This window comes from Pseudomonas reactans, from assembly GCF_013385825.1.
Lineage (GTDB): Bacteria > Pseudomonadota > Gammaproteobacteria > Pseudomonadales > Pseudomonadaceae > Aquipseudomonas > Aquipseudomonas reactans.
This window is the reverse complement of the sequence record NZ_JACAPG010000011.1, coordinates 114,526-128,762: the sequence shown is the minus strand read 5'-3', so window position 1 is coordinate 128,762 and position 14,237 is coordinate 114,526. Positions and strand designations below refer to the sequence as shown.

The window sequence follows — 14,237 nt, the reverse complement described above, 5'->3', positions numbered from 1 at the left end:
ATTACCATGCGCCGTCGAAACCCCGAGCCGGACAGCACCGAAGTTTCCGCTTTCGAGCATGTGTTGATCGACCCGATGAACAACGATGAGGAGGAAGACAAGGACCGCCAGTTCGTCACCGCCCTGGCCCGAGGCCTGGAACTGCTGCGCTGTTTTACGCCGAGCGAGAGCGTATTGGGCAACCAGGAACTGGCGCGCAAGACCGGGTTGCCGAAACCGACGATCACCCGCATGACCCACACCCTGACCCGCCTGGGTTACCTCAAGCACCTGCCGCAGTCAGGCCGGTACCAGTTGGATGTGGGCGTGATGGCCTTCGGTTACGCGATGTTGTCGAACCTGTCGATCCGCGCCGTAGCGCACCCGTTGATGGAAACCATGGCCAAGTACGCCCAGGCGGCCGTTGCCATGGCCACTCGGGACCGCCTCGACGCGGTGTACCTGGACGTGGTCCAGGGCGAAGCGAACATGACCATGCGCCGCCAGGTCGGCACACGGTTGCCGTTGCACTTGAGTTCAGCAGGCCGCGCCTGCCTGGCAGCAATGCCGGAAAACGAGCGGGAGTTCATTCTCGATCATATCCGCCAGCGCCATCTGGAGGACTGGCCGAATATCCGCAAGGGGCTGGAGCGCGCCTTCCGGGACTACACCGATTTCGGCTATTGCATGTCGATCGGTGAGTGGCACCGCGATGTCAACGCCATCGCCGTGCCGCTGCGACACGCACAACACGGCTTGCTGGCGTTCAACTGTGGCGGACCGAGTTTCCACCTCTCCCGGGAGAAACTCGAAGACGACATCGGCCCACGCCTCAAGCACATGGTGAACAATATCGAGGCCGCCACCCGCTAGCTGGACCGGTGCATGGCCTCGGCAGATCGACGATAACAGGCCCGCCGAACGGGCCGCTGAGGAATGCACATGATCCGAGACGCACAAACGCTTCATATCCTGGTGGACGCCATTGCGCAGTTCGTCGACGAAGCGCTGATCCCGCGGGAAAACGAAGTCGCCGAGACCGATGAAATCCCAGCGGACATCGTCAGCCAGTTCCAGGACATGGGCCTGTTCGGCCTGACCATCCCCGAAGCCTACGGCGGTCTGGGCCTGACCATGGAAGAAGAGGTGACCATCGCCTTTGAACTGGGGCGCACCTCACCGGCCTTCCGCTCCTACTTCGGCACCAACAATGGCATCGGCTCCATCGGCATCCTGCTGGATGGTACCGACGCCCAGAAAGAACACTACCTGCCGCTTTTGGCCAGCGGCGAGCTGCTCAGCTCGTTCTGCCTCACCGAGCCAGACTCGGGCTCCGACGCCGCCTCACTGAAAACCACCGCCGTGCGCGATGGCGACCACTATGTGATCAACGGCACCAAGCGCTTTATCACCAACGCGCCCCACGCCGGGATTTTCACCGTGATGGCGCGCACCGACCCGGCGATCCGTGGTTCGGCCGGTATCAGTGCGTTCATCGTCGAACGTGACACACCCGGCCTGTCCCTGGGCAAACGCGACCACAAGATGGGTCAGCAAGGTGCCCACACCAGCGACGTGATCTTCGACAACGTACGCGTGCCGGCCAGCCAGTTGATCGGTGGCGTGGAAGGCGTGGGCTTCAAGACCGCGATGAAGGTCCTCGACAAAGGCCGCCTGCACATCGCCGCCGTCAGCGTGGGTGCTGCCGAACGCATGTTGAACGACGCGCTGAACTACGCGATCGAGCGCAAGCAATTCGGCCAGCCGATTGCCGAGTTCCAGCTGATCCAGGCCATGCTCGCCGACAGCAAGGCCGAGATCTACGCCGCGCGTTGCATGGTGCTCGACGCCGCCCGCCAGCGCGACGAAGGCCGGGACATCGGCACCGAGGCTTCATGTTCGAAGATGTTCGCCACCGAGATGTGCGGCCGCGTCGCTGACCGTTGTGTGCAGATCCACGGCGGTGCCGGCTATATCAGCGAGTACGCCATCGAACGTTTCTACCGGGATGTGCGCCTGTTCCGCCTGTATGAAGGCACCACGCAGATCCAGCAATTGGTGATTGCCCGCAACATGATTCGCGCGGCGCAACGCTAGGCCTTACCGCACCACCATACCCAATGCCCTAACAACTACAAGCAAGGTATCGCTATGGAAGTCGCCGCATCGGCGGGCGCGTTGTCGCCTGCAAAAAGCAAACTGTGGATCGTCGTTTTCATCTTCTGCTTCCTCGGCCTGTTGATCGATGGCGCGGACCTGATGTTGCTGTCCTACAGCCTCAGCAGCCTCAAGGCCGAGTTCGGCCTGACCAGCGTCGAAGCCGGCAGCCTGGGCAGCTTCACCCTGGCCGGCATGGCCATCGGTGGTATCTACGGCGGCTGGGCCTGTGACCGTTTCGGCCGGGTGAAAACCGTGGTGTGGAGCATCGTGCTGTTTTCCGTGGGCACGGCGATCCTGGGCATGACCCACAGCTATTGGCAATTTGCAGCCACTCGGTTTTTCGCCTCCCTCGGCCTGGGCGCGTTGTATGTGGCGTGCAACACGTTGATGGCCGAATACGTGCCGACCCGCTACCGCACCACCGTGCTGGGTACCCTGCAGGCAGGCTGGTCGGTGGGCTACATCGTCGCCACCTTGCTCGCGGGTTGGATCCTTCCGGAGCACGGCTGGCGCTGGTTGTTCTACGTGGCCATCATCCCGGTGATCCTCGCCGTGCTGATGCAGCGCCTGGTGCCGGAGCCTCAGGCCTGGTTGACCGCACGCGCCGAACGGGCGAAAGACAAAGCCAACGGCAGCCAGCACGCCCTGAAGAAAAAGCCCGATGGCATGTTCAAGCTGATCTTCAGCGACCCGAAGGCCAGCCGCATGTTCCTGCTCTGGGCCCTGACCGCAGGCTTCCTGCAATTCGGTTACTACGGGGTGAACAACTGGATGCCGTCGTACCTGGAAAGCGAGCTGGGGATGAACTTCAAGTCGATGACCAGCTACATGGTCGGCACTTATGCGGCGATGATCTTCGGCAAGATCCTGGCGGGTCTGGCGGCGGACCGCCTTGGACGTCGCGCGGTGTTCGCGTTCGGCGCCCTGGGCACGGCGATCTTCCTGCCGGTGATCGTGCTGTTCCAGAGCCCCGAGAATATTCTGTGGATGCTGGTGGTGTTCGGCTTCCTGTATGGGATTCCCTACGGCGTCAATGCCACCTACATGACCGAAAGCTTCGAAGCGAAGTTTCGCGGTTCGGCGGTGGGCGGTGCGTACAACATCGGTCGTATCGGCGCAGCGGTGGCGCCGGCGGCGATCGGTTTCCTGGCGTCCCATGGCTCCATCGGCATGGGCTTTTTGGTGATGGGCGGCGCGTACTTTATCTGCGGTGTCATACCGGCGTTGTTTATTCGCGATAAACAATTCGATCCGCAGAAACAGTAAGGCCACCGCTTAGTTGCCAATTAACTGGCGTCATCGTTCAGCGACTGTTTTTAACGATAAAAACAGTCGCTTGATTTATAAGGCTTTTTATTAATTTGAAGCAATTTGGCATGAATCTCGCTCTCAGCCTGTTCAAGCAGGTTAAGCGATGACAAGACGTGCGGCAGTGCCCAGGGGTTATAACCCATTGCAAAGCGGTCTAAACTGTTACTCATGTTTTACGGAACTGAAGGAACAGTAAGACGCTTGGCACTCGCCACTCTCATCGAGCCTGTAAGACAGCCAAGTGCTTAGAGGCCGATCGCTTATGAAAACACCTACCCAGACCAACGCAATTGACTTTGACAGTGCCAAATTGCAACGCCTGGGGTTTGGTCAGCCATCCCTCCTCCCCCGCCGCCCTACTACCCTTGCTCAACTTCGCCAGCAACTGGGCCTGCAATTGCAGACCAGCCTGGAGCCGGAGCGCATCCTCGGTGTGTTCTTCCGTGAGATCCAGCGCCTGGTGCCCTTGGACGCTTTGCAATACCGCCACCAAGCCAGCGACTTGCGCCTGGAATTCGGCCATCGCGGCCACCATTCGGTGAGTTACAGCCTGAGCCATGAAGGTGAGCACCTGGGCGAGCTGATCTTTCGCCGCAACCAGCGCCTGGCGGAAGAAGAACTCGGCCAACTCGAATCCCTGCTGGCCACCCTCCTCTACCCGATGCGCAACGCCCTGCTCTACCGCGCCGCCACCCGCAGCGCCTTGCGCGACCCGCTCACCGAGACCGGTAACCGCATCGCCATGGACCAGACCCTGCAACGGGAAATCGACATGGCGCGCCGGCACCTCAATCCGCTGTCCTTGCTGATGCTGGACATCGATCACTTCAAGACCATCAACGACACTTACGGCCACGCCGCTGGCGATAAGGTACTGCGCGCCGTCGCCGGGGCGATCAAGAGCCAGTTGCGTAACGTGGATATGGTGTTTCGGTTTGGCGGGGAAGAGTTTCTGATCCTGCTGTCCAACACCGGCCGGGATGCGGCGGCGATGGTCGGTGAGCGCCTGCGCCAAGCGGCGCAGGCCCAGGATTATTGGGCGGATGACACGCGGATCGAATTGACGGTGAGCCTGGGTTGCTCGACCTTGCTGGCCGCCGAGTCTGCCGAAAGCCTGCTGCGTCGGGCCGACAGCGCCTTGTACGTGGCCAAGCGCGAAGGGCGCAACCGCCTGGCAATGGCGGGGTAACCCTCCTTTAGCTGTAGCGCACTGGACTACTGTGGCGAGCGGGCTTGCCCCGCGTTGGACTGCGCAGCAGTCCCCTGCTCTTGAATAAAAAGCGGGCCGCTTCGCGGCCCAACGCGGGACAAGCCCGCTCGCCACAACGGTTGCATCACGCTTCGCTGGCGACCCGCGCCTGGCGCTCGCGCACCACGGCTGGGGCTTTTTCTTTCTCCAGGCGCATGCAGCTTTCCAGGAACAGGTACATATAGTCGTAGCTCTTGCACACGGCTTGGCGCAGCTCGGCCTGCAGTGCCTTGGTCGGGTTCATTCCGGCCAGGGTGCAGATGATTTCCAGCGCTTCCCAGGGGTGAGCGTCATCATACTGCGCGTGCATCTTCAGCCACTTCATCGCACGCTTGCGCTCTTCCTCAGGGAAAGCCGCCGCGTAGACGCCGGTAGAACACACCACCGCGGACCATTCCCCGGTGGCGCCCTCGATCGCATAGTTGGTTGCGGCGATGGCCACGATCAGCGAATCGGCAGAGCTGGTGTGCCAGCACCAATGGCTCAGCGCGTGCAGTTCCGGTGGTACGTTCTGGGCCTGCAACTCCTCCAGGCTCACACCGTGGGCACGGGCCCAATGCACCCAGTAGTCGGCGTGGTTGAGTTCCACGCGAATATTGCGCATCAGCCAGCGGCGCGCCATGTCTTCCCCAGGATGGCGGGCAAATTTGGTCTTGGTGAGGTTCTGTGCCATGTACAAGGCAAACTGTTCCACCACGGGCCATCCACCGATCAGGTAGTGGCGCATGGTCTTGGCGCTGAGCGTGTTGTCGCGCATGCGCTGGTACAGTTCGTGTTCGACAACGCGGCGCTTGCTCTCGCTACAGTCCAGGATCAGTTTCTGAGCCCAGGCGGGGTAACTGGAGGCTTCCATAAGCGGGCCGGTTCTGATGAATGTGTCGATCACTGTTAAGGCTCCTTTTTAAGTGTGATTGTACAGACCAGCAAATGTTTCAGCGGAATGTGCCGGGCGCCTTGAATAACAGAGGCTGCGGCCGCACAGGTCGACACTGCAAGCTATCAAAGGTAAACAATTGCGGTCGTTCAATCAGGTAGCCCTGAGCGTAATCCACACCAATTTCGAGTAATGCCTGTTCGATTTGCGGTGTCTCGACAAATTCAGCAATTGTGCGCTTACCCATGACATGGCCGATGTGGTTGATCACTTCGACCATTGCGCGGTTAATCGGGTCGTCCAGCATATCCTTTACGAAACTTCCATCGATCTTCAGGAAGTCTACAGGTAAATGTTTAAGATAGGCGAATGAGGACATTCCGGCACAAAAGTCATCCAACGAAAAATGACAGCCTAAGGCTTTGAGTTCATTAATAAAGCGGATCGCACTGCCCAAGTTTGCGATAGCACTGGTCTCGGTTATTTCAAAACAGATCATGCCCGGCGGAATATTGTATGTATGAAACTTCTCACGCAAAAAGCCGAGAAAGTCATCGTCACCAATGGTGATGCCTGACAGATTGATCGCACACATGGCCATGGGACGACCCGGCCGCTCCTGCATACACCGGTTGATGATCTTGAACACATTCTCGACCACCCAACGGTCCAGGGACGTCATCAGACCGTAACGCTCGGCCGCCGGGATAAAGCTGTCGGGCAGGATGATACGGCCAGCCTCGTCATGCAGGCGCAACAGGATCTCGATATGCCCATTGCCCCCGTCGGTATGCCCCAGCGGTGAAATCTCCTGGGCGTACAGGCAGAAGCGGTTCTCCTCCAACGCCATGTGCAGACGCTGCACCCAAGCCATTTCGCCAAACCGCAGGGACAGTTCCGAGTCATCGGCGTGGTACACCTGCACGCGGTTGCGGCCTTTTTCCTTGGCCATGTAGCAGGCCATGTCGGCGGCGCGCAGTGAGGTTTCCAGCGTCGTCGGGGTTTGCCCCAGATGCACCAGGCCAATGCTGACGGTGGTCATGAACGGCCGGCCCTTCCACACAAAGTGCAGGCTTTGCACCGTGTGGCGCAGGCTCTCGGCGATCTTCTCTGCCACCGCCGCCGGGCAGTTCTCCAGCAGGATGCCGAACTCATCACCGCCCAGCCGCGCCAGGGTATCGCCCTCGCGCAGGTCCGACTGCAGCAGCGCACAGATATGCCGCAGCAATTCGTCACCGGCCGCGTGGCCACAGGTGTCATTGACCAGTTTGAATTGGTCCAAGTCGAGGAACATCAACGCATGCCGCTCGCCCAAATGCTGCGCTGTGGGATGCAGCACCTGCTCCAGACGGAATTCGAATTCGCGTCGGTTGGCCAGGCCGGTCAGGGCGTCGTGGGTCGCCTGCCAGGACAGGTTGGCGATGTATTGACGCTCCTGGGTCATGTCATGCAATACCAGCACCGCCCCCGTGACCTTGCCGGCGCTGCGGATCGGCGCACCCACCAGCGTCACCGAAACCGTGCTGCCATCCAGGCGCTGGATGGTTTTGGAATGCTCGCTGCCGCCACTGAGCTGGCCCTTGACGATGTGTTCAATAAGCGTAAAGCCGTCGGGCTGGGCGTTGTCGTCCAGCAGGTTGAACAGCCCCGCCAGGGGCAGCCCATGGGCCTGGGCCGAATTCCAATGGGTCAGCGCCTCGGCCGCAGGGTTCATGTAAGTGATGGCGCCGTCGACATCGGTGGTGATCACCCCATCGCCAATCGACTCCAACGTGATCTGCGCTCGCTCCTTCTCTTGCTGCAAGGCGTCGGCAAACGCGTGACGCTGGGTCAGCAGCTTATGGGTACGCAGCAGCGCCAATACGATCAGGCCCAGAGCCGTGGCCAGGTTGGTGGTGAGCAGCAACCGCAGGATCATCCGCGAGCCTTCGCCCAAGGCATCACTGAACGCCTTGGCCGCCGGTGTCACGCCTTCGTTGATGGCGGTGATATGGGCTTTCCACTGGCGCACGTCGTTGGCGCTCACCTGGTCGCGGGTGATCGCGCCGTGCATCTCACGGGCGAGATCATCCAGTTGCACCAGGTAGCCATCGCCGACTGTCCATAGTTCGATGGCTTTTTCCAGGTAGCTGAAATGACGGAAATTGAGGTACAGCCAGATCAGGCTGGAGACATCGTCCGGGTGGTTGCCACCTTTGAGGATGCCCAGGCGGGCAGCGCTGAGGTCTGGTGTGGGTTGGTCCAGCGCAACCCGCAATTCATGCCCGCCCTGGGGCACGGCAATCGCCTGCTGGTATTTGAGGTAGGTGGTTTCGTCACGGTTGTCGGCGTAGAGCGTCAGGTAATAGATGGCATCTTTCTGGCCCTTGGACCACAGACTTTCACCTGCCACATAGCCGCGCACTGCCGAGAGCACGTAGAGACTGACGCAGCCTAACAATGCCTGGAACAGTACGACGGCGATAAAAGGCCAGACAATGCCCAACAGCCGTGGCGTTCCGAGAGTCCGCTTTTGCTTCATGAAGCCCCTTGCACATGCACCGCTGGATACGCACGCGAAACACCGCTTCCGATAGCTCAGCCTAGGCTAAATCAACGAACTTGTTGCAAGTGCCCATAAAGTTTGGCGTACAAACCACCGTCAGCGATCAATTGCTGATGGTCACCGTCCTCGGCAATGTGACCGCCGTCGAACACCAATACTCGGTCAGCCTGCTTAACCGCCGACAGACGGTGGGCGATGATCAGTGTAGTACGGCCATTGAGGAACCGCGCCAGTGCCTGGTGCAGGTTGTACTCGGTGGCAGCGTCCAGGGCGGAAGTTGCCTCGTCGAGGATCACCACTTTCGGCTCGGCCAACACCATGCGCGCAATCGCCAGACGTTGGCGCTGCCCGCCGGAAAACCGCACGCCGGAACGCCCCACCACACTGTCCAGGCCCATCGGCAATGCCTTGACGGTAGCATCCAGCTGAGCGATTTCCAGTGCTTGCCAGCAGGCCTGGTCACTGCGTTCGCGACCCATGGTCAGGTTGGCGCGCACGGTGTCATTGAACAGTGCCGGGTGCTGCAGCACCACGGCAACGTTTTCGCGAATGGTCTCCAGGCCGATTTCCTGCTGGGTGGCACCGCCAAAGCGAATAGTCCCGGCTTGGGGCGTGTAGAGCCCGAGCAACAATTGCACCAGGGTACTTTTGCCGCCGCCGCTGGCGCCGACGATCGCGACCTTTTCACCCGGCGCGATAGCCAGGTTCAACTGATCCAGCACCAAATCTTCGCCATAACCGAAATTGAGGCCGCGCACTTCGATGCCGACGGTCTCACGCCCCACGAAGGGATCTTCGCCCCCGGCGTACTGCGGCTCATCGGCACGCGCCAGCAGTTCGTTGATCCGCGTCAGCGCCCCACCCGCCGCGTAGTAGGCGTATTGCAGGTTCAACAACTGCTCCACCGGACCGATCATGAACCACAGGTAGCTGAACACCGCGAGCATCTGGCCGATGGACAGGTCGGAGAACAGCACGGTGAGCATGGCGGCTGCGCGGAAAATGTCGATACCGAACTGAAACAGCAAACCACTGGCGCGGCTGGAGGCGTCGGTTTTCCACTGGGAATGGATAGCGTAGTCGCGCACTTCCTGGGCGCGTTGGCCCAGGCGTCCGAGAAAGAAGCCCTGGCGGTTGCCGGCGCGGACTTCCTGGATCGCGTCCAGGGTTTCAGTCAGGGCCTGGGTAAACCGTGAGGTGCTGTCGTTTTCCAGCTTCTTCAGGTGTTTGACGCGCTTGCCCAACTGCACCGTGGCGTAGATCACCAGCGGGTTGAACAACAGGATCAGCAGCGCCAGTTGCCAATGCATCCACACCAGGATCGCCGAGGTGCCCACCAGTGTGAGCATGGCCACCAGGAAGCGGCTGAGGGTTTCGCCGACGAATTTGTCCAGTGTGTCGAGGTCGGTGACCAGATGAGTCGTGACCGTGCCGCTGCCCAGGCTTTCGTACTCGCCCAGGGAAATGCGCTTGAGCCGCTCGATCAGGCGCACACGGATGCGGTACACAATGTCCTTGGCCAATCGCGCAAACAGCCGCGCCTGCACCACGTTGAACACCAACGCACCACAGCGCAGGAACAGGGTCACCAGCAGCATCAGGCCGATATAGCCGGCGGCTTTCTGCCAACCCAGCGGCAGCGCGTGGTTCATCACTTTGAGCGCCGCGTCGCCATGGCCCAGCAGGACTTCGTCCACCAGCAGCGGCAACAGCAACGGGATCGGTACGCTGCACAGGGTCGCCAGCACGGCGACGCCATTGGCGATCCACAGGGATTTCTTGTGACGCAGGGCCAGACGGCGAATTTCCGCCCAGGTCAGGCGATCGGTGCGCTGGGCGGGTTCATGCACAGGTGGCTCGCTCCAGCCATCGGCTCAACAAAGGCGATAGCTCGGACAGCGGCTGGTAACCGTTGGTCAGCAACGCCAACTGACCATTACGCTCGGCCAGCAGCGTCGGGAAACCGGCGATGCCCAGGTCTTGCACCCAGGTGAAATCAGCCGCCGTGGCGGCGTGCTGCTCGGCGCGGTCAAACTCGCCGGCAAACTCGATACGCGGGATACCCGCCTGCTCGGCCAGCTCCACCAGCACGCTGGCGAGGGTCACGTCGCGGCCTTCGACATAGAACGCACGCTGGATCAGCCCCAGCAGTTTCCAGGCGCAGTCCGGCGCCAGACTCCGGGCGGTGACGATGGCGCGGCACGCCGGCTCCGTGTCATAGACAAAACCGTCGGGCAATGCACCTTCACGCTTGAACGGCTGGCCGGTGGCGTCAGTGACCGCCTGCCAGTGTTCCAGGATATAGCGCCGAGTGGTCGGCTCCAGCGCTGCGCCGCTGCCGGTACGCAAGCCGCCTACCACCAGATGCAGCTCGACGCCGGCCGCCTGGGCCTGCTCCACCAACGCCTCGGCCACCGGGGCAAAACCCCAGCACCAGGAACACATCGGGTCCATTACATAGAGCAGGCGCGCAGACATGGGTCAGGCCTCGGAAGGGGTTTGCTTGTAGTTGAAGCCAATCGGGTGCGGCATGTTGCGGGCCTTGGCCAGCTCGATCTGCTTTTGGCGGTCGATCGCGCTGCGACGGGTCTTCTCCGGCAGCTTATCCCAGCAATGCGGGCAACTGATGCCGGCCACATAATGCTCGGAGGCGCGGTCTTCGACACTGACCGGTGTACGACAGGCATGACATTGATCGTAGTCGCCTTCGCTCAGGTCGTGGCGCACGGTCACGCGATTATCGAAAACAAAACAGTCGCCCTGCCATTTGGTTTCTGCCTGCGGCACCTCTTCGAGATACTTCAGGATGCCGCCCTTGAGGTGATAGACCTCGTCAAAGCCTTCGCTGAGCATGTAGCTCGACGCCTTCTCGCAACGAATGCCACCGGTGCAGAACATCGCGACTTTCTTGTGCTTTGCCGGGTCGAAGTTGGCTTTGATGTAGTCGGGAAATTCGCGAAAACTGGTGGTTTTCGGGTCGATCGCGCCTTCAAAGGTGCCGATGGACACTTCGTAGTCGTTACGGGTGTCGATCAACAGCACTTCCGGGTCGCTGATCAGCGCGTTCCAGTCCTGCGGGTCGACGTAGGTACCGACTTTCTTGTTCGGGTCGACGCCTTCGACGCCCAGGGTCACGATCTCTTTCTTGAGCTTGACCTTGGTGCGGTAGAACGGCTGGTCGTCGCAGTAGGATTCTTTGTGGTCGATGTCGACCATGCGCGGATCTTGCTTCAGCCAGGCCATCAGGCCATCAATGCCTTCGCGGCTGCCGGAAACGGTGCCGTTGATGCCTTCTTCGGCAATCAGCAAGGTGCCTTTGATGCCGTTGTCGACCATCGCCTGCAACAAGGGCTCGCGCAAGGCGACGTAATCTTCGAGGGTGACGAACTTATACAGTGCCGCCACGACAATCGGTTGAGTCATGGGTGTTCTCTCCAGGTGGCTACCCTCGTAAAGGGTGAACCGGATGCAAAAAAATGCAGGCCAGGCCGTGCGGCGCGCATTCTAACAAAACCGCGACGCCACTGCATCGACACTCAGTCGCCGATATTTCCTTGACACCCTCGCGGCATTGGCTGACCTCGGCCGGCAAGACTTGGGTGATAGCGTCTTTCGATGCCCATTGGATCCACCTGTGGGCTTACAGGAAGATCGTTACCATGACAAAAACCAGCAGTCTATTACTGCCCAAACTGGTGGAAAATCCCGTTGTGCCCCGTGAAGGTAAAGTCGACTTCATCGCGGCCGCGAGCATGCTGAATCTCACCTCCGTCTTCGACATCGCCGACATGCCCAAGGCCGAATTCATCAAGAAATTGGCCATGCTCAACGAGGATAATGGCGCGGTGATCCACAACGCCGCACTGGCCTACGCCAGCCAGTTGCAATGGCTATACGACCAGCAACTGCCAGCCCCCACCCAAACCCCTGCTCGCAGAAAACGCAGCGGGGAATTGGCCTATTCGACCCAGTTCGACGACGACTGGAGCAGCATCTGCGCACCTGACGCCATCGCCGCTATAGATTCTCCGGTAGCCTACCTGCGCGCGCTGTATCTGTTCGCCACACAATTGGAAAAAACCGGCGCGGGCCCAGGGACAAAAAACCTCTTGAGCAAACGGCGCCCGGATCTGAAAACACTGAAGATAGACCACGCGAGTACGTTTGGTCAGCGACCATTGCTCTCGCTCGTCGATGAGATGCTGCGCAAACAGATCGAACTCCATCATAGAAATGAGGAGCTGAACGCTCTGCTGACCAAGCAACACTACCCCTTGATGCTGCCTTACCACCATCATCACCATCAATGCCGCCTGGGGCTGTCAGGCACCCAGCACACCTTGGGTGAATTGAACTATCGAATCAGCTTGCAGCTGCCGTTTGACGAGACCAGCAGCGCACAGTACGGCACCACCAATGGTCATGCGCAATGTCTGCTCAGCGAATTGAGTCCCGAACAGCAAACACTGCTAACGCAGTCACCCATCACCGATGCAAAGCTGCTTGCAACTTACTTGGGCGGAAAAAGCGCACCAGAAAAACTCGACGACTTTCTGAAATGTACGGCGTTGGACAGTACCCAGCTGCAAGCGCTCCTGTCGCAAAACAGTTTCGCCCCCCATACCTCTCGCTCGGTCACAGAACAAGCGTTGGCCACCCATGGTGCCCGCTATATCAATGGCCCAACAAGTGATCCATCCACTAGGATTGAGGTGGGCACATCCGCCCACGAGCCCACCGCGAAACTGCTCAATACCACCCCCGATCGGTTCGACCGTCTGCACCGTATGATTCGCCTGCAAAAATGGCTCGATCTACCGTTTACCGACCTGGATACGCTGATCGTCAGCGCCATGGCCTGTGAGGGCACGGTCAATTTGCAGATAACCCGCAACACGCTGCGTGCCCTGGGGGTTTACCGCTACTTCAGTCGGCACTATCGGGTAAAACCGCTGGAATTTTCGGCATGGCTGGATCTCTTACCGGTGCAGGCCAGCGCCAACGAACAACCGTTGTTCGATCAGGTGTTCAATCGCACAGCGTTGTCCAAGCAACTGCTACCGCTGGACGGCCTGGTCTTCGATTCGCAGACCCGCCAACAGCTATGCACCGCGTTAGGGCTGAGTGACACACCAGATTCGCTGCAACTGCTGATAGAGGCGTTGCCTGTATCTGCCACCCGGAGTCTTGCTACGCACTCCGCGATCTATCGACAGGCACGAATCGCCCAGGTGTTCGGCCTGTCTGTCTTGCACTGCAAACAACTGGCCGACCTGCTCGGCCCGTCCACCTGGAGCACGCTGATCACCCCTGCATTGCGTGCCGGGAGCGGCGCCTCGGTGGATTTTCTCGATGTGCTCATGCAATTGGACTGGGCGGTCACCTGGCTCAAGGACAGCAACACCAGCGTAACGCAGCTGCGCCAGCAATTACTGCTGGAGCCTGTCACTGATAACCCCGCACTGCAACGCTGGAACGACTTGCTGGCTCTAGGAGCGCAGGCGAGCATCAAACAGTTCTTGGGGAGCGCGGTGCCGCCCCTCGACAGCACAGAGCTTATGTCCTACTACGAACGACACTTCATCAGCCCGCAGACTGCGCCCACACCCAAACAGCTGATCCTGCTCGCGCCGGATATCACCACGCTGTTGCGTTTGCCGGTGACCAGCACGTCACTGCGTCAATTGCTGCTCAACCCGCATTGGCTGGACAGCGACAAGCCCCGCCGATCACTGGTCGACCTGAGCCTAGGCACTCTCTATCTATTGCAGCGTTTCAAAGACTGCTGCGATACCTACGGCATGGCCCAGGAAAGCCTCTTGGCGTTTTTCCAGAGCGCCAACAGCAACACGCCTCAAAACATCAACGCCCGGCTAAGTCAATGGTTGGGCTGGAACGAAAAAGAGTTGCAGGTGCTCACCGACTCCTTGCCCCAAAAAAAGCTGACGTCCATGAAGCAGCTGGATTGGATCATGCGCTGCCGACAAGCCTGCACCATCACCCGCCTCTCCAGCCAAACGCTGCTCGACGCCAGCAAACTGGATACCGCCAGCAATTTCAGTCAATGGAAATCCGTGGGCGAAGCCATCATCGCCGCCCGTCAGTAACGGCGCACCCTC

10 protein-coding genes are annotated in these 14,237 nt (G+C 60.0%); 5 read left to right on the top strand and 5 right to left on the bottom strand.

The window, feature by feature from the left end; translation table 11 throughout:
* The first annotated feature begins 6 nt into the window (after window positions 1-6).
* From HX868_RS12025 to HX868_RS12010, 4 genes are all read left to right on the top strand, one after another.
* Window positions 7-852, top strand: a complete 846-nt coding sequence (locus tag HX868_RS12025; RefSeq protein ID WP_156487837.1) for an IclR family transcriptional regulator — start codon at window positions 7-9, stop codon at window positions 850-852.
* A gap of 69 nt (window positions 853-921) precedes the next feature.
* Window positions 922-2,076 carry an acyl-CoA dehydrogenase family protein gene (locus HX868_RS12020; RefSeq protein ID WP_177003004.1) on the top strand — a complete coding sequence of 385 codons (1,155 nt, stop codon included), beginning with the start codon at window positions 922-924 and terminating at the stop codon, window positions 2,074-2,076.
* Window positions 2,077-2,130: 54 nt separating this feature from the next.
* A complete protein-coding gene (locus HX868_RS12015) occupies window positions 2,131-3,405 on the top strand; it encodes an MFS transporter (protein WP_033900945.1) in 1,275 nt (424 codons plus the stop codon).
* Window positions 3,406-3,712: 307 nt separating this feature from the next.
* Window positions 3,713-4,639 (top strand): GGDEF domain-containing protein, encoded by a 927-nt coding sequence (locus HX868_RS12010; RefSeq protein WP_016976404.1) that lies wholly within the window; start codon window positions 3,713-3,715, stop codon window positions 4,637-4,639.
* A 145-nt stretch (window positions 4,640-4,784) separates the two neighbouring features.
* Here HX868_RS12010 and HX868_RS12005 read toward each other — a convergent pair whose 3' ends face one another.
* From HX868_RS12005 to trhO, 5 genes are all read right to left on the bottom strand, one after another.
* Window positions 4,785-5,552 (bottom strand): iron-containing redox enzyme family protein, encoded by a 768-nt coding sequence (locus tag HX868_RS12005; RefSeq protein ID WP_218168663.1) that lies wholly within the window; start codon window positions 5,550-5,552, stop codon window positions 4,785-4,787.
* A 79-nt stretch (window positions 5,553-5,631) separates the two neighbouring features.
* A complete protein-coding gene (locus HX868_RS12000) occupies window positions 5,632-8,094 on the bottom strand; it encodes an EAL domain-containing protein (protein ID WP_177003003.1) in 2,463 nt (820 codons plus the stop codon).
* 71 nt (window positions 8,095-8,165) lie between these two features.
* Window positions 8,166-9,968 carry an ABC transporter ATP-binding protein gene (locus HX868_RS11995; RefSeq protein ID WP_033900940.1) on the bottom strand — a complete coding sequence of 601 codons (1,803 nt, stop codon included), beginning with the start codon at window positions 9,966-9,968 and terminating at the stop codon, window positions 8,166-8,168.
* Window positions 9,961-10,563, bottom strand: coding sequence for a DsbA family protein (locus HX868_RS11990; protein ID WP_177003264.1), 603 nt, complete (start codon window positions 10,561-10,563; stop codon window positions 9,961-9,963). The genes HX868_RS11995 and HX868_RS11990 overlap by 8 nt, the downstream gene beginning before the upstream one ends.
* Window positions 10,564-10,599: 36 nt before the next feature.
* Window positions 10,600-11,541 carry an oxygen-dependent tRNA uridine(34) hydroxylase TrhO gene (trhO, locus tag HX868_RS11985; protein WP_122725778.1) on the bottom strand — a complete coding sequence of 314 codons (942 nt, stop codon included), beginning with the start codon at window positions 11,539-11,541 and terminating at the stop codon, window positions 10,600-10,602.
* Between the two features lie 236 nt (window positions 11,542-11,777).
* On the opposite strand from trhO, the gene HX868_RS11980 reads away from it, so the two are divergent.
* Entirely contained in the window at window positions 11,778-14,225 is a 2,448-nt protein-coding gene (locus HX868_RS11980; protein ID WP_177003002.1) for a Tc toxin subunit A, read from the top strand.
* Window positions 14,226-14,237 lie beyond the last annotated feature (12 nt).